Raw genomic sequence first — 24,743 nt, 5'->3', positions numbered from 1 at the left:
CACGGCTACCGCAACCTCGCGACAGACCATCCTCCGAAAGACTGAACCGTCCGCCGGGCGCGGCCCCGCGAAGGCTGCCTCACGCGGCTAGCTTCGCCAGCGCCTCGTCCACCAGGGCGCGCGAGAGCGCAAGTTCCGCGAGCCACGCATCGGCATACGCGCTGCCCGTCTCGCGCTCCAGCCGCGCGATGGTCGCGGCGCAGCGCGTGGCGTCTTTCGGCGTCGCGATGAACGCCTTCACCGACTGACCCGACGAAAACGTCTCGAAGAGCGGCACGCGGATATCGTCGGGCAGGGCGCGCGCCGTCCACTGATACGGCTTGCCGTTGTACGTCAGTTGCGGCGGCAGGGCGCGCTCTTTTTTCGCGGCCGGGATCAGCCCGTACGTGCGGGCCGCGTCGCCGATCTGCTCGGGCGAGAAAAGCTCGTCCGGGGTGATGTCGAACTGCCGGATGTGGGCTTCGATCGACTGCATCGCGGCGGCGCGGTCGTCGCGCTTTTTCTGCGCGCGGGCGACGATGTCGCGCAATTCATCCGCTTCATCGGACGATATCGTGAAGCTGGCCTGCTTCTGCTGGAGCTCGGAAAAGCGCTGGAATTCGGGGTCGGACAGGAGTTTCGCCATTGAAAGTGCTTGCGTCGGAGAGATGGCGGGAGGCCGCTCGAAAGCCGCCCGCCTTTTGAGAGGGCCGCCATTCTAGCGCGTCTCGACCCGTCCTGACCGGCCCAGCCCGGCTTATCGCACGTCAGCCCGAATCCTGCCCGGGTGCGGCGGGAAAGATCGACAACCCTGCCGCCGCCTCCTTCAGCAGCGCGGTGACGTCCTCGATCGACGGCGCGACATATTCGTCGATGCGCCGCAGATACGGGCAGGTCAGCGCCGCGATCGCCTGACCCGACGGCCCGAGCAGCGGAAACGTCACGTCCGTCACGCCCACGGTCTGCGCGCTGTCCTTGCGCGAAAAGCCGTCTTCGCGTATCTGCCGGTAAGCCGCTTCCAGCGCCCCGGCGTCGAGCGTGATCTCGCCCTTTACCTTGGTGTGCTCGGCGAGCATGTGCTCGCGCTGCTCCGGCGTCTGGAACGCGAGCATGACGCGCCCTGAGCCCGTGTCGATCAGACCGACGCGCGAGCCGAGCCGCACCGAGATGCCCCAAGTCCCCGGCCCGTCGACCTGCGCGATCACGAGCAGGTTGCCGCGGTCGTAGACGGCGAGATGCACCGACTGCTCGGCGGTATCGGCGAAACGCTGCATCACCGGCAGCGCCTCGGAGATCAGCCGGTTCATCGGCGGATGGCGATGCGCGAGCGCATAGAGCTTCAGGCTCAGCGAATAGCGGTCGCCGCCTGGCGAGCGCACGACGTACTGCCGCGCGACGAGCCGCTCCAGCATCCGGTACATCTCGCTCGCGTTGCGCCCGAGCAGCTTCGTGATCTCGGCGCGCGTGAGCCCCTCCTTCTGCTCGGAGAGGAGTTCGAGGATGTCCAGTCCCTTGTCCAGCGCGGGCGCGCGGTAGCGGTCGGCATCGTTGGTGTCTTCGACATCCATTCTGGGTCGGTTCATGGTTTGGCCGCGCCGAGTGTAAGCCGTCTGTCGCCTTCGCGGCGAGCGCCGCGTGCTAGGGAAATCACCGACCGATGCTGCAGCGCACTTTCCTTGACTTCGAGTTATCCGTATATGAATAATACGTTCACTGATGAATTAGCGCATCAAGGCAAACCCCAAGGGTCGAAGTCGAAAGCAGTCAAACAAGTACATCAGGAGACAAGCATGACGTTCATCAAGGGGCTCCCCACGGCCCGCCGATTCATCGCTGCCGCTGCGGTCATCGTGGCGGCGGGAGCCGCAGGCGCGGCGCATGCCGCCGAAACCGGCAAGGTCGGCCTCGGCCTGCCGCTGCTCACGTCGCCGTTCTGGCAGTCGTACAACAACTACCTGCCGGTCTACGCGAAGGAAATGGGGCTCGACATCCTTGCGCCCGTCAATTCGAACGGCGACCCCGCGCAGCAGATCACCGACATGAACAACCTGCTGAATCTCGGCGCGAAAGGGATCGTGGTCGGTCCGCTGGATTCGGCCGCGATCAGCCGCGCGCTCGATGCGTCGACGGCGAAGAGCGTGCCTGTCGTCGCCGTCGACGTCGCGCCGACGCAGGGCAAGGTCGCGATGGTCGTGCGCGCCGACAACCGCGCGTACGGTTCGAAGGCGTGCGACTACATCGGCGAGCACGTGAAGTCGGGCAAGGTCGTGCAGATCATGGGCGATCTGGCGTCGGTGAACGGCCGTGACCGCTCCGAGGCGTTTCGCGCGTGCCTGAAGAAATATCCGGGCCTGTCGCTGCTCGAAATCCCGGCGGCGTGGAAGGGCGAGGTCGCGGCGACCGCGCTCGACAGCCTCCTGACTGCGAACCCGGACGTGAAGGCGATCTACATGCAGGCGGGCGGCGTCTACCTGTCGCCGACGCTGCAGACGCTGCGCCGCAAGCAGTTGCTCTTCAAGGCGGGTGATCCGAAGCACATTGTGATCGTGAGCAACGACGGCATTCCGCAGGAATACGAGGCGATCCGCCGCGGTGAAATCGACGCGACGATCTCCCAGCCCGCCGACCTGTACGCGAAATACGGCCTCTTCTACATCAAGGCGGCGCTCGCCGGACAGACCTTCAAGCCCGGTCCGACCGATCACGGCAGCACGATCGTGCAGCGCGCGCCCGGCATTCTCGAAGACCAGCTGCCCGCGCCGCTCGTGACGAAGTCGAACGTCGACGACAAGTCGCTCTGGGGCAACACCATCAAGTGAGCGATGCCATGAGCGCCATGCTGAACGTTCCCGTGGTGGAAGCGCGCAACGTGACGAAGCGTTTCGGCTCCACCGCGGCGCTGAACGACGTGAGCATCCGCGTGATGCCCGGCGAGTCGCATGCGCTCGTCGGGCGCAACGGCGCGGGGAAGTCGACGCTCGTCTCGATGCTGACCGGCCTGCGCAAGCCCGATACCGGCGAGGTGCGCTTTCACGACGAACCGGCTCCGCCGATCGCGGACCGCGATGCGTGGCGCGAACGTGTCGCGTGCGTCTATCAGCACTCGACGATCATCCGCGAACTGTCCGTCGCGGAGAACCTGTTCATCAACCGCCAGCCGGTCAATGGCGGCGTGATCGACTGGCGCACGATGCGCCTAGACGCCCGGGCGCTGCTCGGCCACTGGAAGATCGACGTGCGCGAGAACGCCCGCGCCAGCGACCTGACGGTGGAAGCGCGGCAGCTCGTGGAAATCGCGCGGGCGCTGTCGTACGGCGCGCGCTTCATCATCCTGGATGAGCCGACCGCGCAGCTCGACGGCGAGGAGATCAAGCGGCTCTTCCGGCGCATCGAGGAACTGCAGCGCGAAGGCGTGACGTTCCTTTTCATCTCGCACCATTTGCAGGAGGTGTACGAGATCTGCCAGGCGGTGACGGTGCTGCGCGACGCGCGGCATATCGTGAGCGCGCCGGTGTCCGCGTTGCCGCGCGAGAAGCTGATCGAGGCGATGACGGGCGAGCAGGGCGGCCTGGCCGTCGCGGATGCGGCGGCGCGCCCCGCGCTGCCCGCCGACGCGCCTGTCGCGCTCGAAGTCGACCGGCTCGCGGGCGAGGACTACGAAGGCGTGTCGTTCAGCGTGCGGCGCGGCGAAGTGATCGGGCTCACCGGCGCGACATCGAGCGGGCGCACGAGCGTCGCGGAGGCGATCGCGGGGCTGAGCCCGCAGCGCGCGGGCACGGTGCGTGTCGGCGGCGGCGCGCTGCCGCCCGGCGACGTGCCCGCCGCGCTTCGCGCCGGTGTCGGCTGCGTGCCGAAGGACCGGCATCGCGAGGGGCTCGTGCTGTCGCAATCGGTGGCGGAGAACGCGTCGATGACGATCGCGCGCACGCTCGGGCGCTTCGGCATCGCGTCGCCGGCGAAGAAGAACGCATTCGGGCGCCGCATGATCGACGCGCTCGGCATCAAGACGCAGGGGCCGGATCACGCGGTGTCGGGCCTCTCGGGCGGCAACCAGCAGAAGGTCGTGATGGCGCGCGCGCTCGCCACCGACCCGAACGTGCTCGTGCTGATCGACCCGACGGCGGGCGTCGACGTGAAATCGAAGGAAGCGCTGCTCGCGGTCGTCGATCGCGTGCGCGAAGAGGGCAAGGCGGTGCTGGTCGTGTCGGGTGAGCTCGATGACCTGCGCACCTGCGACCGCGTCCTCGTGATGTTTCGCGGTGCCATCGCGGCCGAGTTTCCTGCCGGCTGGCAGGACCATGAACTGATTGCATCGGTGGAAGGGGTGAGTCTCCATGAAGAATAACGTTCCGAGTCCGGCGATGGCCGGCGGCGCCCCCGGCGCTGGCGTCGGCGTGCGCGCGCGCCCGCGTATCGAACTCGCGCGGTTTCGCGATCTCGCGCTGCTGCCCGCGCTCGCGCTCCTGCTCGCCATCGGCGCGTTCGTGAGCCCGAGCTTTCTCACGAAGGCGAACCTGATCAGCATTCTCGGCGCGTCGGCAGCGCTTGCGCTCGTCGTGCTCGCCGAGTCGCTGATCGTGCTCACGGGCAAATTCGATCTGTCGCTGGAATCGACGGTCGGCATCGCGCCCGCCGTTGGCGCGATGCTCGTCATGCCGGCCGCGTCGGCGGGATTCGGGTTCGAATGGCCGGCGGCGGCGGGCTTGCTCGCGATCGTCGTGGTGGGCGCGGCAGTGGGCTTCGTCAACGGCTTTCTCGTCGTGCGGCTGCGGCTGAACGCCTTCATCGTCACGCTCGCGATGCTGATCGTGCTGCGCGGCATGCTGGTCGGCGCGACGAAGGGCGGGACGCTCTTCGACATGCCGCCGTCGTTCTTCACGCTTGCCACCACGCTGGTGCTCGGGCTGCCGGTCTCGGTGTGGCTTGCGGCCGTCGCGTTCGGCATCGCCGCATTCATGCTGCGTTATCACCGGCTCGGCCGTGCGCTGTACGCGATCGGCGGCAATCCGCAGGCGGCGCGCGCGGCGGGGATTCGCGTCGAGCGCATCACGTGGGGTGTGTTCGTGCTTGGCAGCGTGCTCGCGTCGATCGGCGGGTTGATCGTGACGGGCTACGTCGGCGCGATCAACGCGAACCAGGGCAACGGAATGATCTTCACGGTGTTCGCGGCGGCGGTGATCGGCGGTATTTCGCTCGATGGCGGCAAGGGCACGATGCTTGGCGCGCTCTCCGGCGTGCTGCTGCTCGGCGTCGTGCAGAACCTGCTGACGCTCGCCCAGGTGCCGTCGTTCTGGATTCAGGCGATTTACGGCGCGATCATCCTCGGCTCGCTGATGGTGGCGCGGCTCGCGGGCGGCGAAGGTCAGGACTGAGAGGAGCCACTGTGCAAGACACGCATGACATGAATGTCCAAACCGATTCGCGGCTGATCCTGCTGAGCCCGGAAGACAACTGCCTGATTGCCGGTGCGCGGCTTGCGGCGGGCGAGACGGTGGTGATCGACGGCGAGCGGGTGACGCTCGGCAAGACCATCGAACTGGCGCACAAGATTGCGCGCTGCGCGCTGCAGGCCGATGACAAGGTGCTGCGCTACGGGGCGGTCATTGGGCATGTGACCTGCGGCGTGCGAAAGGGCGAGCACCTGCATACGCATAATCTCGCGAGCGACTATCTGCCGACGTATACGCATGATGTGGGGAATACATTCGTGGGATAGGCGCTGGCGCTTGGACGGGGTGTTTTACACCGTTTGATGCACGTAGGTTCCTATGAAACTTGTTTTCTTAATGGTCTATTAGCTCGCCCCTGTGCGGGGCAGCAGTCACTTTCTTTGCTGCTGCAAAGAAAGTAACCAAAGAAAGCAGCTATGGGGTAAGCGGTGTTAGGACGTGACCACGTTCGAGTTTTTCAGAGTGGCCCGACCGTGGGAGTGTCACCCTCGGGTAGTTACGGGGCTTGGTACGCGGACCCACTGCGGCATCGCGCCCTTAGACGAAGTGGTAAGGCAGTCATCCATCCGTCTTTGCTTCGCTCTGACGAGAGGTGCAATGGGTGGTGCGCTTGGTTAAGCGCCAGACTGGAGCGAAGCACTGGTTTGTGATGGCCCGACGTCCGAGCGCAGCGAGGAGGGAGCGGAACGAAATGCTTACCACTGAGTTGGAGGGTGCGTTGTCTCAGTGGGTCCGCGGGCCAAGGCGGGGGATTTGTGGGGGTGACACTTAGGGGCTGTGCCAGCTTGGTGGGTGGGATCAAAAGGAATTGCGGGCGAAACGGCTGCTTTCTTTGGTTACTTTCTTTGCAGCAGCAAAGAAAGTGACTGCCGCCCCGCACAGGGGCGAGCTAATAGACCGCGAACAAAGCAAGTTTCATAGAGGCCGAAGTGCATCAAACGGTGTAGAAGCCCGAACCCCAAGCCCCATCGGCCACGATACGAAAAGCGACTCCCACCCCGCAAAGGGTGGCAAATGCAACCAAATACCATGACGATGACGATCACGAACGCGCAATCTCCCGAACTGCAAGGCTACTTACGCGCCGACGGCCGCAAAGGCATCCGCAATGTCGTCGCGGTGGCGTATCTCGTCGAATGTGCGCATCACGTCGCGCGCGAGATCGTCGCGCAGTTCCGCCCGGCCTTCGATGCCTTCGACGACCCCGCCCGTGAACAGGAACCGCCCGTGCACCTGATCGGCTTTCCGGGCTGCTACCCGAACAGCTACGCCGAAAAGATGATGGAGCGGCTGACCACGCATCCGAACGTCGGCGCGGTGCTGTTCGTGTCGCTCGGATGCGAAAGCATGAACAAGCACCATCTCGTCGACGCGGTGCGCGCGAGCGGCCGCCCCGCGCACGTCCTGACAATCCAGGAAAAGGGCGGCACGCGCAGCACGATCCAGAACGGCCTCGACTGGGTGCGCGAGGCGCGCGAGACCCTCGGCCGCCAGCAGAAAGTGCCGATGGCGCTCGACGAACTGATCGTCGGCACGATCTGCGGCGGCTCGGACGGCACGAGCGGCATCACGGCGAACCCGGCAGTCGGGCGCGCGTTCGACGCGCTGGTCGAGGCCGGCGCCGCGTGCGTCTTCGAGGAAACAGGCGAACTCGTCGGCTGCGAATATCACATGGAAAAGCGCGCGGCGCGGCCCGAACTCGGCCGGGAGATAGTCGCGTGCGTCGCGAAGGCGGCACGCTATTACTCGATTCTCGGCCACGGCTCGTTCGCGGTCGGCAACGCGGACGGCGGGCTCACCACGCAGGAAGAAAAATCACTCGGGGCATATGCGAAGAGCGGGGCGTCGCCGATCGTCGGCATCGTCAAGCCGGGCGACATTCCGCCGACGGGCGGCCTGTACCTGCTCGACGTCGTGCCCGACGGCGAGCCGCGCTTCGGCTTTCCGAACATCAGCGACAACGCCGAAATCGCCGAGTTGATCGCGTGCGGCGCACACGTGATCCTGTTCACGACCGGGCGTGGATCGGTGGTCGGCTCGGCGATCTCGCCCGTCATCAAGGTCTGCGCGAACCCGACGACGTACCGCAACCTCGCGGGCGACATGGATGTCGACGCGGGCCGCATCCTGGAAGGCCGCGCGACACTCGACGAAGTCGGCCGCGAAGTGTTCGACGTGACGGTGGCGGTTGCGGCGGGCGCGCCGTCGAAGTCGGAAGCGCTCGGCCACCAGGAGTTCATCCTGACGTACAAGACGTTCGAGCCGGTCGGACCCGCGTGTTTGCCCGCGGGCGCGGCGGCGCGTAATGTCGTGGAAATCGCACTGCAGTGAGGTCGCGCGAATGAGCACGCAAAAATTCGAAGCCGTACAGCGCCGTCGCCGGATCGGCCGTACCGCGCTGGAAGTGAGCGCGCTGTCGCTCGGCAGCGCACCGCTCGGCGGGCTGTATCACGAGCTTTCCGAGGAAGCCGCGCTCGCGACGGTCGATGCCGCCTGGGCCGTGGGCATCCGCTTCTTCGACACGGCCCCGCACTACGGGCACACGAAGGCGGAACACCGGCTCGGCGACGCGCTGCGCCGCTATCCGCGCGCCGACTACGTGCTGTCGACCAAGGTCGGGCGCCGCTTCGTGCCGCGCACGACGCCATATGACGGCAGCGAAGGCTGGGCGAATCCGCTGCCCTTCCAGGCAATCTACGACTACACCTACGACGGCATCCTGCGTTCGTTCGAAGACAGCCAGCAGCGGCTCGGCATTGCCGATATCGACATCGTCCTGATTCACGACATCGGCCGCTACACGCACGGCGAAAAGAACGCGCATTACTGGCGGCAACTGACGAACGAAGGCGGCTTTCGCGCACTCGACGAACTGCGCAAGACCCGCGGCGTGAAGGCGGTCGGGCTCGGCGTGAACGAAGGCGCGGCGATTATGGAGGCGATGGCGGAATTCGACATCGACTGCGCGTTGCTCGCGGGCCGCTATACGCTGCTCGAGCAGGCAGTGCTCGACGACCTGCTGCCCGCTTGCGAGAAGCGCGAAGTCAGCATCCTGCTTGGCGGCGCGTTCAACTCCGGCATTCTGGCGCGGGGCCTCGACGCGAAGGCGGAAGGCGATCTGAAGTTCAACTACGGCGATGCGCCGCGGGCGATCGTCGAGCAGGTCGGGCGGCTCGAACGCGTGTGCCGCGAGCTCGGCGTCGCGCTGTCGAGCGCGGCCCTGCAATTTCCTTATGCGCATAAAGTAGTCGCCACGGTGCTGATGGGCGCGCGCAGCGCACATGAAGTGCATGAGAACGCGGCGTCGTTCGCGCAGCCCCTCCCCGCCGCGCTGTGGGACGCGTTGCGTGCGGACGGCTTGCTGCATCAGGCGGCGCCGGTGCCGCGATGAAAATCGACGCTCACCAGCATTACTGGGACCCGGCGCGCGGCGATTACGGATGGCTGACGGCCGACCTGAAGCCTCTGTACCGCGTGTTCGGTCCCGGCGATCTGAAGCCGTTGCGCGAGGCGGCGAACATCGGGCGCACGGTCGTCGTGCAGGCGGCACCGACCGTGGAGGAAACGCGCTATCTGCTCGACCTAGCGCGTGCGGAAGAATCGATTGCGGGTGTGGTCGGCTGGGTGCCGCTCGACGCGCAGCACGCGCCCGCTCTGCTCGAAGAACTCGTGCAGCACCCGAAGTTCAAGGGCGTGCGGCCGATGCTGCAGGACCTGCCCGACGACCGGTGGATCGAAACCGCGCCGAAAGAAGCCGCGATCAGAAAACTGATCGAACTCGATCTCGCCTTCGACGCTCTGATCTTTGCCCGCCACGTTCCTTCGCTGCTGGTTTTCGCAAAGCGCTATCCCGACTTGCGAATCGTCGTCGATCACGGCGCGAAGCCGCCGATCCGCGATGGCGCGCGAGGCTGGCAGCCGTGGGCCGACGGCGTCGCGCAACTCGCGGCGCTGCCGCAGAAGCTGCATTGCAAGCTCTCGGGCCTCGTGACCGAAGCGGCGCCGGAATGCGACGAAACGATATTGAAACCTTACGTCGAACATCTTCTGGAACATTTCGGCGCGCAACGCCTGATGTGGGGCAGCGACTGGCCGGTGCTTGAACTGAACGGTGACTACGCCGGCTGGCACCGCGCGGCACAGGCGCTCACCGGTGCTCGCGGCAATCTCGAAAAATCGGGCATGGACGCGATTTTCGGCGGAAACGCCCGTGCTTTCTACCGCCTTTGAACGCGCGATATGCACGACGTGTCTCAAAAACAATTTCAACCGGAGTCGTAGATGATACAAAGACTGGCAGGCAAGACCGTTCTGATCACGGCAGCGGGGCAGGGTATCGGGCTCGCCACGGCCGAGCGTTTCGCGGCCGAGGGCGCGCGCGTGATCGCGACCGACATCCGCACCGGTTCGCTCGAAGGCAAGCCTTTCGAGGTCCGCAAGCTGGACGTGCTCGACCCGCGGGCCGTCAATGACCTGGCGAAGGAGATCGGCGCCGTCGATGCGCTCTTCAACTGCGCCGGTTTCGTGCATGCCGGCACGATTCTGGAAACGACCGAAGAGGACTGGGATTTCTCCTTCAACCTGAACGCGAAGGCGATGTACCGGACGATCCGCGCGTTTTTGCCGGCGATGCTCGACAATGGCGGCGGGTCGATCATCAACATGTCGTCGGCGGCGTCGAGCGTGAAGGGCGTGCCGAACCGGTTCGCGTATGGTGCGTCGAAGGCGGCCGTCATAGGGCTCACGAAGGCGGTCGCCGCCGACTTCGTCACGCGCGGCATACGCTGCAACGCGATCTGCCCGGGCACGGTCGATTCGCCCTCGCTGCAGCAGCGCATCGCGGAACAGGCGAAGGCGCAGGGCGCGACCATCGAGCAGGTTCACGCGGCGTTCGTTGCGCGCCAGCCGATGGGGCGCGTCGGCAAGCCGGAGGAAATCGCGGCGCTCGCGCTTTATCTCGCGTCGGATGAATCGTCGTTCACGACCGGCCAGATCCATGTGATCGACGGCGGCTGGTCGAACTGAGGCAATCGAAACACCTTTTGAAATACGAGGATCAAACCAGATGAAACTGCTTCGTTTTGGGCCGAAGGGTCAGGAAAAGCCGGGCGCGCTGGATGCGGAAGGCAAGATTCGCGATCTGTCGAAGGTCGTCGACGACATCGCCGGCGACACGCTGACCGATGCCGGTCTCGCGAAACTGCGCGCCGTCGATCCGGCGTCGCTGCCCGTCGTGCCGGGTGAGCCGCGCATCGGCCCGTGCGTCGGGCGGGTGGGCAAGTTCGTGTGCATCGGCCTCAACTACGCCGACCACGCGGCCGAATCGAACCTGCCGGTGCCCACCGAGCCGGTGATCTTCGGCAAATGGACGAGCGCGATCTGCGGCCCGAACGACGAAGTCGAGATCCCGCGCGATTCGAAGAAGACAGACTGGGAAGTCGAACTCGGCATCGTGATCGGCAAAGAGGCGAAATACGTCGACGAGGCGAGCGCGCTCGACTACGTCGCGGGCTATTGCGTGATCAACGACGTGTCCGAGCGCGAGTGGCAGCTCGAGCACGGCACGCAGTGGGACAAGGGCAAGGGCTTCGATACGTTCGGACCGATCGGCCCGTGGCTCGTCACGAAGGACGAAATCGCGGACCCGCAGAAGCTCGACCTGTGGCTCGAAGTAGACGGCCATCGCTATCAGAACGGCAACACGCGCACGATGGTGTTCAACGTCGCGCAACTGGTGTCGTATCTGTCGAAGACGATGAGCCTGCAGCCCGGCGACGTCATTTCGACGGGCACGCCGCCCGGCGTCGGCATGGGCGTGAAGCCGAACCCGGTGTACCTGAAGCCCGGGCAGACGATTCACCTCGGCATTCAGGGCCTCGGCGAACAGCGTCAAAGGACGGTTGCCGCGAAGTAAGCGGCGGCGCCCGGCAAGAAAAAACCTCGCCGCTGGGCGAGGTTTTTTCATGCACGCCTGACCACGCAGAGCGCGGACCAGCGCCTCACGCATTGAACATCGGTTCGGGCGCGCCTTCGACGATGCGGTTGATCGTGCCCTGCGCGACGGCGACGAGCCGCTCGGCATTACCGTCCGTCACGTAGACGTCGCACTGGCAGGTCGCCTGCGTCATGCCCGCATGGATCACGCGGGCCCGCGCCATCAGCGTCCCGGACACCGCGGGCCGCAGATAGTTGATCTTGTATTCCCCGGTGACCACCTTCGGGCCGAGCCTCAGTGCGCCCGCGAAGGTCAGCGCATTGTCGACGAGATAACTCACCACCCCTCCGTGCACGAAACCGTGTTGCTGCCTGAGATCGTCGCGAATGGTCAGACACAGCGTGAGGCTCGCTGAATCGACCTGCATCAGTTTCGTTCCGAGCAATGCACTGAACGGCTGCGCGTTCAGCGCCCCGCGTGCGATATCGACGATTTCGGCCATTCGGACACTCCTTGGGTGGGTTCGGCGCGGTCCTGCAAAGACTGTAGGTAGCGTTGGCCCACACTGCAAGAAATTCTCCAAAAGCCAGCGAAAAAATCTTTCATCCGCATTTCACCCCGACGTCCGCGTAGCGAACCCGGGGAATCGTACGAAACGTCGTTCAAGCCCTCCGCCCGTATTGCCGTAAACCCTGCTGTCGCCGCTTGCGCAGGGCCAATTCAGAAGTCGGGTGTCAGGGATGTTCGGAAAAATCAAGGTTGCATCGGGATTGCTGGCGGTACTGGTGGTGTTCTGTCTCTTTCAGGTGGTGACGGAGGGGCTCGGTTTCTGGTCGCTGTCGCGTACGCACGACGACGTCGGCAATCTGTCGAATATCGCGCTCAGGCAGGTGAACGCGGTCAACGAGACCACGCAGCACCTGATGGACGCGCGCATCAACCTCTCGCGGGCAGGCACGCGCATGGTGCGCGGCGGCGCCGAGCCCGTCGAGATCGTCCAGCATGCGCGCGAGCAGCTCGCGCTCGCGGACAAGTCGTTTGGCGCATTCGTCGGCGCACCGAAGACCGGCGACGACAATCAGGCGCGCACGGGCGCGCTTCAGGAGAAATACGCGGCGTACGCGAAGGCGCTCGGCGAGCTGGTCCAGTATCTCGACGCCGGCAACATCCAGGCATTCCTCGATCAGCCGACGCAAGGCTTCCAGGACCGCTATCTCGCCGAGCAGCAGAATTTCGTGAAATTCGGCGACGCCGCCGGCCGCGCGTACATCGAATCCATCGATGCGCGCTTTTTCCTGTTCCGCGCGGTCGGGGCGGGGATTTTCGTCGCGCTGGTGGCGGGCATCGTGCTCGTGCACGCCGCGCTGCGCCGTGGCGTGGTCGCGCCGCTCGAGGAAGCGGGGCGGCACTTCGAGCGAATCGCGCGGGGCTTGCTCGACGAGCGCATCGCTGATCGCGGGAGCAACGAGATCGGGCGTCTGTTCGCCGGCCTCGCGGCGATGCAGGCGAGCGTCGCGCGCACGGTCGCGACGGTGCGCGAGACGTCGGATTCGATCAACCTCGGCGCCGATGAAATCGCGACCGGCAACGCGGATCTGTCCGCGCGCACCGAAAGCCAGGCGGCGTCGCTGGAGGAAACGGCGTCGAGCATGGAGGAACTCACGGCGACGGTGCGCCAGAACGCCGACCACGCGCGCGAAGCGAACATGCTCGCCGGCGAGGCGCTCGCGGCCACGTCGCGCGGCACGGGAGTGGTGGACGAAGTCGTCGAGAAGATGCGCAGCATCGCGCAAAGCTCCGACAGGATCGCGGAGATCATCTCCGTGATCGACGGCATCGCTTTCCAGACCAACATCCTCGCGCTCAACGCCGCCGTCGAGGCGGCGCGCGCGGGCGAAGAGGGGCGCGGCTTCGCGGTGGTCGCGGGCGAGGTGCGCGGGCTCGCGCAGAGGAGCGCGCAATCGGCGAAGGAGATCAAGGAGCTGATCGGCGAATCGGTGTCGCAGGTGAGCGACGGCTCCGCGCTCGTCGAGCGGGCGGGGCAGGCGATGCGCGAGGTGTCGTCGTCCATTTCGCGCGTCACGCAGATGATGGCTGACATCAGCGCATCGTCGCTCGAACAGAGCACGGGCATCGAGCAGGTCAATCGGGCCGTCACGCAAATGGACGAGATGACGCAGCAGAACGCCGCGCTGGTGGAGCAGGCGGCGGCTGCCGCGGCCTCGCTGCACGAGCAGACGCGCCAGCTGAAGGCGGCGGTGTCCGTGTTCCGGATTGCCGATGCGGCGTTCGAGCGCGACGAGCGCGCGCCGCGCGAGGCGTCGTTCCGGACGGGCCAGCTGGCGGCGGGCTGAGCGCGGGCTGATTGCGGGCTGATTGCGGCCCGATCGCTGGCAAAAAGCCCACGTCGCACCGACGTGGGCTTTTTTGTCATGTGCCCCCGGTAGTCGCGTTCGCGTCCCGGCTCAGGCCGGTAGCGCGGCGTAGGCGGTGGCGAGGTGATAGGGCGTCGTCGAGGGCATGTCCGCGCGCGTCACGGTGCCGTCCGCCAGCTGGCATTCGATCCACCCGCGCGGGTGCAGAAAGCGCGTCCGGTAGCGCTCGATCTGCCGCGGCAATTCGGCGCGCGAGGCGTCGCTGTCGTGCGTCGCCAGCGCGCGCAGGTATTCGGTTTGCGCCCAGATGCGCTGTGTCGCATCCTTGATGCGCCCGCTTTCATCCAGCGCGGCGCACACGCCGCCCGTCGATCCGTCGACGCCATGCTGCCGCGCGAACTCGAAGGCCCGCGCGAGAGGAGCGCGCAGTCCGGCCGCGTCGAAAGCCGGGTGGCGGCTGCCTTCCACCAGAAAGAACCACTCGAACTGATGACCCGGCTCCAGCCGGTTGTCGGCGGCGCCGATCGGCAGTTCGGCGATGCAGCCGCTCGCCTCGTGCACGAAGGTTCGCGCGACCGCCGACGCCAGCGTTTCCAGCCGGCGGTCGAAGGCCGCGTCGCCGGTGGCGTCGCGTGCGGCGAGCCAGGCTTCGGTCAGGTGCATCAGCGGATTCTGCAACGGCGTTTCGACGATCGTCCCGAAATCTTCCGAGAGCACCGCGTTCATCAGCCCGCCGTCCGCCGCGAAGCGCGTCTGCGTGAGTGCGGCGGTTTCGTTCAGCAGCGCGACGGCGTCGCCGGAACCGCTGCGCCGCGCGTACTCCGCGCACGCGAAAACCACGAACGCATGCGTGTACAGGTCCTTTTGCCGCTCGAGCGGCCGGCCTTGCGCATCGACGCTGTAGAACCAACCGCCGTTTTCATTGTCCTGAAAATAGTGCCGCAACGACGCGAACAGCGTGCCGGCGTGCGCGATGTCGCCGGCTTGCGAGAAGACGAACAACTGCCGCGCGCAGGCCATCGCGCGGTAGCGCGACGGCGGCAGCGGCGCGTGATCGCCGGGCGAAACGGCTTCGTACGGCAGCCGCAGCGCAGCGTTGTAGCCGGGACCGCGCCATACGGGCAGTACGATGCGCGCGTAGTGATCGCGCAGCGCGGCGCCCGGTGTGATCGACGTGGCTTGCGCGGGCGGCGCGGCGTTCGGGTTCTGGTCGTGCATGAGGCCGGTTCTTTATTGGATGGTGGCGTTGCCTCTGCCAGCGGACTCGCCGCCAGCGCAACGCACGAAAGCGCGGGGTCCAAGGATAGCAAATCCGTCCGGCCCGCCCCGGACGGTGCCGCATCGGCTCACCAAAATAACGGAGGATCGTATCCATGCTAGGCAATTTCGAACTCGTTTCGCGGCTCGTGGTGGCCGCGGCGCTCGGCAGCGTGATCGGCTTCGAGCGCGAGCGGCTCTCGTGGGCGGCCGGGCTGCGCACGCACATGCTGGTGTGCGTCGGCTCGGCCCTGATCATGATCGTGTCCGCATTCGGTTTCGCCGATTCGCTCGGCGGCGAGCACGTCGTCCTCGATCCCTCGCGGATGGCCGCGCAGGTCGTCTCCGGCATCGGCTTTCTCGGCGCGGGCTCGATTCTCCTGCGCAACGAGATCGTGCGCGGCCTCACGACGGCGGCGAGTCTCTGGTCCGTGGCGGCCATCGGGCTGGCGGTCGGCGGCGGGCTGTATACGGCGTCGATCGCCGCTACGCTCATCATTCTGATCATCCTCGCGGGCATCAAGCCGCTGGAGCGGCGCTTCATCTCGGTGAAGCAGCGCCGTCAGCTGACGATGCTCGTCGAGCGCGGCTCGCTCAGCTTTCACGGCCTGCACGAAACGCTCGGGCCAGGCAGCGTGCGCGTGAAGCAGTTCGTCGTGCAGCAAAGCGAGGACTCGCCGGATCTGGACGAAGTGCAGATCGTGCTGGCGCGCGTGTCGGCGCCGGAATACAAGGCGATCTGCGATCAGCTCAGGAATCTGCCGACCGTGCGTGAATTCAGGGAAGAAGACGCGAGCTGAGGCGGCCGTGCTTCCTCGGCGATGGAGAGACGCGGCATGGGCCGAGGCACGGATCGCAGCATGCGCGAAACACCGCCCGGAGCTTGCAGATAACCGCCGGTGAACGGGCGCGGCCGTGCGACAATGCGGTCTCGAAACAATCGCAGACTTGCATCGCCCTGCCGCGAGCCGCCTCGCGACGGCCGCCACTCTCCGAACCTATGCCAGATTCCGCTGTAAAGACCGCTTCCCCGCCAGTCAGAAACGCAAGAGCGCCGCGTGGCGCCGACGCCGCATCGCCGAATTCCGGCACCGATACCGAAAAGAAGCTTGCCCGCGCCGCGCGCTCGGCGCAGCGGCTCGCGCAGCTGAGCAACGCCCCGCGCGTCGACACTACGCCCGACCTGTTCGCCGAGGACGCCGAGCGCGCGACGCTGCAGGCCATGAACACGGATCTCAGGCAGGGCACGCTCGCGGGCTTCGAGTTGCCGGAGGCGTTCATGGCCGCCGTGCAGTCGGGCGTGACGCCGGGCGGGGCGAACGGCGACGCGCTGCCCGCGAAACGCGCCACGCGCGGGGGCGCGGCGGCCGCGCGTGCCGCAGGTGATGCCGACAGCAACGGCGGTATCGATGCCGTGCCGCCGCTCATCGCGCAGAGCGAGGCGGGTGACGAAGAGAACGGTGCCGTCGGGGAGCCGTCGTCGGCGTCGTCGGATGCGCACGGTCATCTCAAGGCTGTTCGGCCGACCGTGATCGCCGCATCGGCGGTGAGGCCGGTGAGCCGCACGGCGTCTGCGAAGGCGGACGCGGGGGCGGGGGCTTCAGTTTTTGCCGCCGATACGGAGCTGGCCGACTCGGTTTCCGCACCGGTTGCCGCACCGGTTTCCGTGACGTCCGGCTCCGCTTCCGCACCGGCCACCGTGCGTCCTGACGGCGCGGAACCGGAGCCGTCGTCGGCCGCTGCTTCAGGCGCCACGCACGGCATGCGCCGGGCGCCGTCGTCGCTTGCCGCCGCCCTGATCGACGACGACCGCCACCACGGCCCCGCGACGTCCCGAAACCGGGCGACGCCCGCGGCCGCCCGAACCGAAGCCGAAGACGCGCCCGAACTGGACCGCGCCCGCGCGACCGCCTTCGCGGATACGATCGACGCGCTCTACGCCGTGATCGCGGACCAGCGCCGTGCCGCGACCGCCCACTCGCGCCGCATGAAGACGATGCTCACGATCATCGTCTGCGTGATGCTCGTGACGGTCGCGACGGTTATCGCGCAGACTGTCGTGCTGTTGCGCATGGGGCGTGAGAGCGCCGTGCAGCAGCAGCGCATCGAGCAGCTGATGCTGAACCAGGAGGCGACGCTCGCTTCCTTCTTCGATACCGATTCGGCCAACATCAGCACGATCAACGCGCTGAATGTCCCGAGGGAATCGAACGTTCCGGCCCCGGTGCAGCCGGCGGCTGCACCGAAGAGCGATGCGGCCGCCAGGAAGCCCCAGCAGACGCACGCGCAGCACAAGAGCTACACGACCGCGCACTGAGGCGCGGCCTTTTGTCGGCCGCCGCCCGCGGCGGGCCAAGGAAGGGCATCGTGGCGCAAACGCGCCTGACCTTTGCAGACGGAGCTTTCGGTCGGTCTTTTTTGACACCGGCCGGGCTTCGCCAGCGACAGCCTCGCGCGCTCGGGCCCCGGTGTGACGTGCACGCCACACCCTTGCGCAGGCGACGAATCACGCCACGCGCCACCCATCGCTCTCGATCCCCGCAAATACTGCCTCTCCGACCCGGCCCCCAAATTTCAGGCTTCTTCGGAAGCGTCATGTAGAAAAACTACGTAATTTCCTAACGGAAAATGTTGCATTGCACTAGAAATCGGTAGGTGAAAACCCTATAATTAGAGCTAAGGGAAAACCCTGCAACATTAACCGGAGTCTGACATGAGCTACCTCTTCGCCCTGCTTCAAAAATTCGCCGCGCTGTTCGAATCGCCGCATCTGCCGCTCGACTCGGACTACTCGTACCAGGCGCGTTTCCGCGAGTCCGAACGCGTTCGCAAGGCCCGTGGCACCGTATTCGGTATTCGTCTGTGAGCTTTGCCGAAAGCGGCGCGCAAGACTGTCTGATCCGCTGAAAGGCGAATCGCCGCGCCCGCTTTCCAGTTTGCCGCAATGTAGTTTTTCTAGCCAGAATTGGCGTCGAATCAGCCGCTTTCGCCGTCCTGTCCACGCGCCATCCGGCGCTATTTTTTTGCTTTTTTTTTGCCCTTTTCCCCACGCTGAACATCGTCCGCTGTGAGCCGCGCGACGCTGCGCTATTCTGCTGGCTTGCCGTCGCCCGACGCGCCATTTCTGCCCGATCCCACATGACAGACGACGTCCATTTCTATCATCCCGACGAAGGCCACCGCCTGCGTCACGATCCGTTCAAGGCTATCGTGGCGCCGCGCGTGATCGGCTGGATTTCGAGCCGCGACGCCGATGGGCGCGTGAACCTCGCGCCCTACAGCTTCTTCGGCGCGTTCGCGACCTTCCCGTACATCATCGGGTTTTCGAGCGAGGGGCAGAAGGACAGCATCCGCAACATCGAGGCGACGGGCGAGTTCGTCTGGAACATGACGAGCCGCCCGCTCGGGGAAAAGATGAACCGGACCTCGGCGCCGGTTGCGCACGACATCGACGAATTCGACCTCGCGGGCCTCACGAAGGCGCCCGGGCGCAGCGTGGACGTGCCGCACGTGGCCGAATCGCCGGCGGCGCTGGAATGCCGGCTGCTGCAGGTCGTGCGGCTGAAGAACCTCGCAGGCGAGCCGATGGACAACTGGCTCGCGCTCGGCCAGGTGGTCGGCGTGCACATCCGCAAGGAATTCCTGAAGGACGGCCTCTTCGATACCGCCGCCGCCCGCCCGATCATGCGCGCGGGATATCGCGGCGATTACGCGGAACTCGGCGAGATGTTCGAGATGATCCGTCCGACGGCGTAGCGGCCGAAGCGACGCGGTACGCCGCGCGCACCAGGCAAGACGGGGCGGCCCTCACGGTGCCGCCCGCCACAAGTCACTTCCCCGCGCGCTTTCCTGCGCGCTTTCCCGAACTCACAGCCTGAACACGCTCACCGCCTGCGCGAGCCGCCCGGCCTGATCGCGCAGATCGGCGGCCGAATGCTCCGCCTCGCCGACGAGCGCCGCGTTCTGCTGCGTCGCCTCGCCGATCTGCATCACCGCGACGTTGACCTGCTCGATACCGCTCGACTGCTCGCGCGAGGCCGCGCTGATCTCGGCGATGATCGCGTTCACGCGCGCCACGCGCTCGACGATGCCGTTCATCGTGCCGCTTGCCTGCTCGGCGATCCGGTAGCCGTCCGACACCCGGCCGACCGACTCCGCGATCAGCGCTTCGATTTCCTTCACCGCCGCCGCGCTGCGTTGCGCGAGCCCGCGCACCTCCGACGCCACCACCGCGAAACCCTTGCCGTGCTCGCCCGCGCGCGCCGCTTCGACCGCCGCGTTGAGCGCGAGGATGTTGGTCTGGAACGCGATGCCTTCGATGACCGACGTGATGTCCGCGATCCTGCGCGCGGACGCGTCGATGTCGCCCATCGTCGCGACCACGCGGCCGACCGCTTCGCCGCCTGCGCGGGCCGCGTCGGACGCCGACGCGACGAGGCTGTCCGCGTGCGATGTGTTCGCCGCGTTCTGCTGCACGGTGGACGTGATTTCCTCCATGCTGGCCGCCGTTTCCTCGAGGCTGCTCGCCTGCGTGGCGATGCGCAGCGAGATGTCGCTGCTGCCCGACGCGATGCGCCCTGTCGCATCGAGCATGTCCGCCGACGCGCTGCGCACCTGCGAGACGATGCGCGCGAGGCCGGTCGCGATGCCGTCGATGGCCTGCATCAGGCGCCCGATGTCGTCCTCGCGCTTCGAATCGAGGCGCACGGTCAGGTCGCCCGCGGCGATCCGCTCCGACGCGTTCGTGACCTCGGCGAGCGGCTCGCTCACGAGCTTTTTCACGGCGAAGAGCAGCGCCGCGACGAACGCGCCGACCACGGCCAGCCCGAGCAGCAGGAAGCGGTTGCGGCTGGCGTTCACATCGGCGAGCAGTTCGTCGCGATAGGCGATGCCGCCGACCATCCATTGCCACTCCGGCACCGTGGTGAAGGCGATTTCCTTGGTCCCGCCGTGGATCTTCGCGTCGGCGTCCGCGATGTCCGCGCCTTCGAACGCGAGCTGTCCTTCGCGCGCGTCGAGCATCTGCCTGAACGGCGCGACGCGTTCGTCGGCGGCCTGGCCTTCGTTGCCCGGATGCACGAGCAGCTTGCCGCGATTCTCGCCGCTCGATGCATCGACGACGAAGTAGTAGCCGTTGTCGCCGATTTTCAGCTTGCGGATGTTCTGCTGCAGCTCGGCGATCTCGGCGCCCACGTCCACGCCGACGAAGAGCGCGCCGATCACGCGGCCCGAGGCGTCGGTGACCGGCTTGTACTCGGTGATGTACTGCTTGCCGAACAGCGTCGCGATGCCGATGTAGCGCTTGCCCGCCAGCACCGGCGCGTAGGCGGGGCCCTTGCGGTCGAGCAGCGTGCCGATCGCGCGCGCGCCGTCCTGCTTCTTCAGCGAGGTCGTGACGCGCACGAAATCGTCGCCGGTGCGCGCGAAGATCGTCGCGATGGCGCCGCTCTTTTCGAGGAACGCATCGGGAATCGTGAAATCAAGGTTGAGCGTCGTGCCGCCGGCGCTCATCGCCGGAGTGGCGACGCCGCCAATGTCCACACTGCGGGATTCGTCGAGCGCGAAATCCGCCGGCAGGAAGCTCGCGAAGATCGACATGAAGCGCTCGACTTCCGCGCTCACGGCCTTGTTGTAGAGGCCGATCATGGTGGCGATCGAGCGGTTGTCGCTTTCCACGCGGGCGAGCGCGTGCGCGTCGACCTGTTCGCCCGCCGAGCGGGTCACGGCGATCGTGAAGCTGGCGACGATCAGCGCGGCGAGCGCGCACGCGAGAACCGCGAACTTGGTGCCGACGTTCGCACGGCGAAGGCTGAGGGTTGGCATGGGTTGCTGGTGGGGTGAGGGGGCTGTAGCCCGGATGTCGTTCAGCTGTCACTGGTTTACGGCACTGGCGTTCGTTTCTTTAACGCGCGCCAAATGATCTGACGAATGGTGGATGCGCCATAAAGGACGCCCGGACTTGCACCAGCGCGACATGCGAAAAACCTCGCGCCGGCGCCGCGCATCGCCCGCAAACCCTTGCCGGACAAGGCGCCACGCGCCGCAATCAGACGGACTGCGGAATCCGGTGTCGTATTTCCTCATGTGGTTGTCGGAAATAGTCGGCCCGCCGCACTTTTTTCTGGCAACTATGTATGCACAGCGCGGACGCACGTCCGCCACGCTAGGAGAGCATTCAATGAATTCCCCCAAGGTCGTGGTAGAAGGGCTCTGCAAGGTGTTCGGCACCAGCCCGAAACAGGCGATCGACATGCTGGCCGGCGGCGCGACGAAGGAAGAAGTCTTCGCGCGCACAGGCCAGATCGTCGGCGTCCATAACGTGTCGTTCGAAGTGAAGGAAGGCGAGATCTTCGTGCTGATGGGCCTGTCCGGCTCGGGCAAGTCGACGCTCATTCGCCTCATCAATCGTCTGGTCGAGCCGACGGCGGGCAAGGTGCTGATCGACGGGCGCGACGTCGCTTCCGTGCCGCGCTCGGAACTCACCGCTCTGCGCCGCAAGGACATGAGCATGGTGTTCCAGTCGTTCGCGCTGATGCCGCAGCGCACGGTGCTCTCGAATGCCGCGTTCGGGCTGGAAGTCGCGGGTGTCGGCCGCAAGGACCGCGAAAGGCGCGCGATGTCGGTGCTGGAGCAGGTCGGACTCGCTCCGTTCGCCCAGAAGCTGCCCGCGCAGCTTTCCGGCGGCATGCAGCAGCGCGTGGGTCTCGCGCGGGCGCTGGCGGTCAATCCGTCGCTGATGATCATGGACGAAGCGTTTTCCGCGCTCGATCCGCTGAAGCGCAAGGAAATGCAGAACGTCCTGCTCGAATTGCAGCGCGAGCAGCGGCGCACGATTCTCTTCGTGTCCCACGATCTGGAAGAGGCGATGCGCATCGGCACGCGCATCGCGATCATGGAAGGCGGCCGCGTGGTGCAGATCGGCACGCCGCAGGAAATCATCACGAACCCGGCCGACGACTACGTGCAGGCGTTCTTCGACGGCATCGACACGAGCCGCTACCTGACCGCCGGCGACCTGATGCAGACCGATGCCGTGCCGCTCATGAAGCATTCGGCGCAGATCGACGCGTCGGCGGTTGCCGCGACGCTCAACGGCCATGCCGACTACGCGTTCGTGCTCGACAGCGAGCGCAGGATCCGCGGCTTCGTGAGCCGCGACGCGACGGGCGGCGCGTCCACGCTGCTCAACCAGGTTGAATGCATTCATCGCACCACGCCGCTCGACGATGTCGTCTCGCGCGTGGTGGCAAGCCGTGCCCCGCTGCCCGTGGTCGAGGCGGACGGTTCATATTGTGGTTCGGTCAACAAGACGAACGTACTGAAGGTCTTAACGCGCCATCGAGGTTCCCATGTCTGAAATGATTCCGCTCGGTAGCTGGGTCGATCACGGCGTCCACTATCTGCTCGACCACGACGCCAAGACGTTCGATTCCATCGGCAAGGTCATCGAGAGCTTTGCCGCGTTCGTCGAGCACGGCCTGCAAGCCATTCCAATGTGGGCGCTGATGGCGCTCTTCGTCGGCGTCGGGCTGTGGCGCGTGGGCTGGCGCTTCGCGTTCTTCACGCTGCTTTCGATGCTGCTCATCTACGGCACCGGCTTCTGGGACCAGATGGTGATCACGCTCGGCCTCACGCTTTCGTCGACGCTGATCAGCCTGCTGCTCGGCGTTCCGCTCGGCATCTGGACGGCGAAGAGCAAGTACGTCGAGATGGCCGTGCGCCCCGTGCTCGACCTCATGCAGACCATGCCCGCCTTCGTCTACCTGATTCCGGCTGCGATGCTGTTCGGTCTCGGGCGCGTGCCCGGCATTCTTTCGACGGTCATCTTCGCGATGCCGCCCGCGGTGCGCCTCACCTCGCTTGGCATCAAGCATGTGAACCGCGAGATCGTCGAAGCCGGGCAGGCGTTTGGCTGCACGCCGTGGCAGCTGCTCTACAAGGTGCAGTTTCCGAACGCGCTGCCGTCGATCATGACCGGCGTGAACCAGACGATCATGATGGCCCTCTCGATGGTGATCATTGCGTCGATGGTGGGTGCGGGCGGTCTCGGCAACGACGTGCTCGCGAGCATCCAGCGGCTCGATATCGGGCTCGGCTTCGAAAGCGGTCTGTCGGTGGTGCTGCTCGCGATCATCCTGGATCGCATCACGGAGAGCTTCGGCCGGTCGCCGGGCATGGCGCGCGCCCCGCTGCTCTCGGGCCTTCGCAGCGTGATGCGGGTGCGCCGCGCGCCGGCGGCGCAGCAGAGCTGAGCGAACCGGCACGCCCATGAAACGCGACGCGATCACGCCTGCTCCGAGCGACTCGCCGTTATCGAAGCTGGCTCACTACGGCTTTCTCACGCTGCCGAACTTCTCGATGATCGCGTTCACGAGCGCGGTCGAGGTGCTGCGCATGGCGAACTACGTGGGCCGCGCAGAGCACTACACGTGGTCGGTGATCACGCCTGACGGCGAGCCTGCGCGCGCGAGCAACGGCATCACCGTGAAGCCGACCACGACGCTGGCCGAAGCGGGTGTGCCGGATGTGCTGATTGTCTGCGCGGGCTGGCACGTGCGGGAATACGTGGATGAGAAGGTGATCGCGCTCCTGCGCGAAGTGGCGGCACAGGGCGTGCCGCTGGGCGGCATCTGCACGGGCGCGTATGCGCTGCTGGCGGCGAACCTGCTCGACGGCTATCGCTGCACGGTGCACTGGGAAGACATGTCGCCGCTGCACAGGAGCTATCCGCATGTGCGGTTCGCCGACGAACTGTTCGTGATCGATCGCGACCGCGTGACGTGCACGGGCGGCACGGCGCCGCTCGACCTGATGCTCAACCTTGTCGGCATGCGGCTCGGACAGTCGCATGCGGCGCAGGTATCGGAGCAGTTCATCGTCGAGCGCATTCGGGGGTCGAGCGACTACCAGCACATTCCGGTCGATGCGCGCGTGGGGTTTTCGCGCGCCGAGCTGATCGAGGTGGTGCGGCTGATGGAGGCGAACATCGAAGAGCCGCTTTCACTCGAGGAACTCGCGCGGCTCGTGCAGTTGTCGCAACGTCACTTGCAGCGCATGTTCAAGATGTTTCTGAGCGTTTCGCCGACGCACTATTACCTCACGCTGCGGTTGCGCCGTGCGCGCGAACTGCTGCGCAATACGGATGCTTCGATTGCACGGGTCACCGCAGTTTGTGGATTTCACTCGCCATGTCACTTTTCTAAAGCGTACCGCGCGCAGTTTGGACACGCTCCTAGCGTTGAGCGGAGGCTTTCGGCCTAGACAGTTATTTCGCTGGCGCTTGGGGTTGGGGTTTTGTTCGTTTGATGCGCTTGTGCTTCCATGAAACTTGATTTGATATTGGTTTATTAGCTTCGCCCCTGTGCGGGGCGGCAGTCACTTTCTTTGCTGCTGCAAAGAAAGTAACCAAAGAAAGCAGCTATAGGCTCAGCGGTGTTAGGACGGGACCACGTTTGAGGTTATCAGAGTGGCCCGACCGTGGGAGTGTCCACCTCTGTTCGTTGCGCAGATTGGTACGCGGACCCACTGTGTCGTCGCGCCGTTAAACGAAGTGGTAAGGCAGTCATTTATCCGTCTTGGCACTGCGTGCCCGACGTCAGGTTTGCACGGTGTGAGGCACGCGCCGCGTCATGACGAAACGCACTGAATGCACGTGGCAGCTACAAGGCGAAGCGCTTTGATATGCGCGACAAGAAAGCGAAGCGACTGGTTGTGGCGAACCTCCCGTCGGAGCAAAGCGAGGACGGA

22 protein-coding genes are annotated in these 24,743 nt (G+C 65.9%); 17 read left to right on the top strand and 5 right to left on the bottom strand.

Translation table 11 applies throughout. The features are described from left to right. Positions 1-79: 79 nt before the first annotated feature. Together BG61_RS11840 and BG61_RS11835 are read right to left on the bottom strand one after the other, a co-directional pair. On the bottom strand, positions 80-625 hold the full coding sequence (locus tag BG61_RS11840) for a hypothetical protein (RefSeq protein WP_035929288.1): 546 nt from the start codon (positions 623-625) through the stop codon (positions 80-82). Positions 626-746: 121 nt separating this feature from the next. Further along, positions 747-1,547 carry an IclR family transcriptional regulator gene (locus BG61_RS11835; protein WP_035929284.1) on the bottom strand — a complete coding sequence of 267 codons (801 nt, stop codon included), beginning with the start codon at positions 1,545-1,547 and terminating at the stop codon, positions 747-749. Between the two features lie 222 nt (positions 1,548-1,769). Between BG61_RS11835 and BG61_RS11830 the strand changes: the two genes are divergently transcribed. From BG61_RS11830 to BG61_RS11790, 9 genes are all read left to right on the top strand, one after another. Next, the gene (locus tag BG61_RS11830) at positions 1,770-2,798 is read left to right on the top strand and encodes a sugar ABC transporter substrate-binding protein (protein ID WP_035929282.1); all 1,029 of its coding nucleotides are present in this window, start codon (positions 1,770-1,772) and stop codon (positions 2,796-2,798) included. Positions 2,799-2,806: 8 nt separating this feature from the next. Then, the gene (locus tag BG61_RS11825; RefSeq protein WP_035929278.1) at positions 2,807-4,324 is read left to right on the top strand and encodes a sugar ABC transporter ATP-binding protein; all 1,518 of its coding nucleotides are present in this window, start codon (positions 2,807-2,809) and stop codon (positions 4,322-4,324) included. Further along, positions 4,314-5,351 carry an ABC transporter permease gene (locus BG61_RS11820; RefSeq protein ID WP_035929277.1) on the top strand — a complete coding sequence of 346 codons (1,038 nt, stop codon included), beginning with the start codon at positions 4,314-4,316 and terminating at the stop codon, positions 5,349-5,351. Before BG61_RS11825 ends, BG61_RS11820 begins: the two co-directional genes overlap by 11 nt. A gap of 29 nt (positions 5,352-5,380) precedes the next feature. Beyond that, a complete protein-coding gene (locus BG61_RS11815) occupies positions 5,381-5,695 on the top strand; it encodes a UxaA family hydrolase (RefSeq protein WP_035929274.1) in 315 nt (104 codons plus the stop codon). Positions 5,696-6,443: 748 nt separating this feature from the next. Further along, positions 6,444-7,760: a UxaA family hydrolase gene (locus BG61_RS11810; protein WP_370818057.1), complete on the top strand. Its 1,317-nt coding sequence runs from the start codon at positions 6,444-6,446 to the stop codon at positions 7,758-7,760. 10 nt (positions 7,761-7,770) lie between these two features. Then, positions 7,771-8,820: an aldo/keto reductase gene (locus BG61_RS11805; protein WP_035929117.1), complete on the top strand. Its 1,050-nt coding sequence runs from the start codon at positions 7,771-7,773 to the stop codon at positions 8,818-8,820. Continuing rightward, positions 8,817-9,659 (top strand): amidohydrolase family protein, encoded by an 843-nt coding sequence (locus tag BG61_RS41855; RefSeq protein WP_035929115.1) that lies wholly within the window; start codon positions 8,817-8,819, stop codon positions 9,657-9,659. Before BG61_RS11805 ends, BG61_RS41855 begins: the two co-directional genes overlap by 4 nt. A 51-nt stretch (positions 9,660-9,710) precedes the next feature. After that, positions 9,711-10,454, top strand: coding sequence for an SDR family oxidoreductase (locus BG61_RS41850; protein ID WP_035929112.1), 744 nt, complete (start codon positions 9,711-9,713; stop codon positions 10,452-10,454). Positions 10,455-10,494: 40 nt separating this feature from the next. Beyond that, a complete protein-coding gene (locus tag BG61_RS11790; protein WP_035929110.1) occupies positions 10,495-11,343 on the top strand; it encodes an ureidoglycolate lyase in 849 nt (282 codons plus the stop codon). An 85-nt stretch (positions 11,344-11,428) separates the two neighbouring features. On the opposite strand, the gene BG61_RS11785 is transcribed toward BG61_RS11790, so the two are convergent. Beyond that, positions 11,429-11,866, bottom strand: a complete 438-nt coding sequence (locus BG61_RS11785) for a PaaI family thioesterase (protein ID WP_035929108.1) — start codon at positions 11,864-11,866, stop codon at positions 11,429-11,431. 238 nt (positions 11,867-12,104) lie between these two features. On the opposite strand from BG61_RS11785, the gene BG61_RS11780 reads away from it, so the two are divergent. Beyond that, positions 12,105-13,718, top strand: a complete 1,614-nt coding sequence (locus BG61_RS11780) for a methyl-accepting chemotaxis protein (RefSeq protein ID WP_035929106.1) — start codon at positions 12,105-12,107, stop codon at positions 13,716-13,718. A 111-nt stretch (positions 13,719-13,829) separates the two neighbouring features. Here BG61_RS11780 and BG61_RS11775 read toward each other — a convergent pair whose 3' ends face one another. Beyond that, a complete protein-coding gene (locus tag BG61_RS11775; protein ID WP_035929103.1) occupies positions 13,830-14,957 on the bottom strand; it encodes an AGE family epimerase/isomerase in 1,128 nt (375 codons plus the stop codon). A 155-nt stretch (positions 14,958-15,112) separates the two neighbouring features. Between BG61_RS11775 and BG61_RS11770 the strand changes: the two genes are divergently transcribed. The 4 genes from BG61_RS11770 to BG61_RS11760 all read left to right on the top strand — a co-directional run bounded on the left by BG61_RS11770 (position 15,113) and on the right by BG61_RS11760 (position 18,752). After that, entirely contained in the window at positions 15,113-15,796 is a 684-nt protein-coding gene (locus BG61_RS11770) for an MgtC/SapB family protein (RefSeq protein WP_035929100.1), read from the top strand. A gap of 200 nt (positions 15,797-15,996) precedes the next feature. After that, a complete protein-coding gene (locus BG61_RS11765; RefSeq protein ID WP_051672435.1) occupies positions 15,997-17,313 on the top strand; it encodes a hypothetical protein in 1,317 nt (438 codons plus the stop codon). Between the two features lie 396 nt (positions 17,314-17,709). Continuing rightward, positions 17,710-17,862 carry a hypothetical protein gene (locus BG61_RS43260; protein WP_169743300.1) on the top strand — a complete coding sequence of 51 codons (153 nt, stop codon included), beginning with the start codon at positions 17,710-17,712 and terminating at the stop codon, positions 17,860-17,862. 272 nt (positions 17,863-18,134) lie between these two features. After that, on the top strand, positions 18,135-18,752 hold the full coding sequence (locus BG61_RS11760; protein ID WP_035929098.1) for a flavin reductase family protein: 618 nt from the start codon (positions 18,135-18,137) through the stop codon (positions 18,750-18,752). Between the two features lie 111 nt (positions 18,753-18,863). On the opposite strand, the gene BG61_RS11755 is transcribed toward BG61_RS11760, so the two are convergent. Next, complete coding sequence (locus tag BG61_RS11755; protein ID WP_035929095.1) at positions 18,864-20,819, bottom strand: methyl-accepting chemotaxis protein; 1,956 nt, start codon at positions 20,817-20,819, stop codon at positions 18,864-18,866. A 355-nt stretch (positions 20,820-21,174) separates the two neighbouring features. Between BG61_RS11755 and BG61_RS11750 the strand changes: the two genes are divergently transcribed. From BG61_RS11750 to BG61_RS11740, 3 genes are read left to right on the top strand one after another with little or no spacing between them, the layout of a single operon-like run. After that, a complete protein-coding gene (locus tag BG61_RS11750) occupies positions 21,175-22,353 on the top strand; it encodes a quaternary amine ABC transporter ATP-binding protein (protein ID WP_035929093.1) in 1,179 nt (392 codons plus the stop codon). Further along, positions 22,346-23,248 (top strand): choline ABC transporter permease subunit, encoded by a 903-nt coding sequence (choW, locus tag BG61_RS11745; RefSeq protein WP_035929090.1) that lies wholly within the window; start codon positions 22,346-22,348, stop codon positions 23,246-23,248. Before BG61_RS11750 ends, choW begins: the two co-directional genes overlap by 8 nt. A gap of 16 nt (positions 23,249-23,264) precedes the next feature. Continuing rightward, positions 23,265-24,257, top strand: a complete 993-nt coding sequence (locus BG61_RS11740; RefSeq protein WP_035929089.1) for a GlxA family transcriptional regulator — start codon at positions 23,265-23,267, stop codon at positions 24,255-24,257. Positions 24,258-24,743 lie beyond the last annotated feature (486 nt).

Source organism: Caballeronia glathei, from assembly GCF_000698595.1.
Classification (GTDB): domain Bacteria; phylum Pseudomonadota; class Gammaproteobacteria; order Burkholderiales; family Burkholderiaceae; genus Caballeronia; species Caballeronia glathei.
Note: the sequence above shows the minus strand (reverse complement) of the source record. Positions and strands in the feature narration are given on the sequence as shown.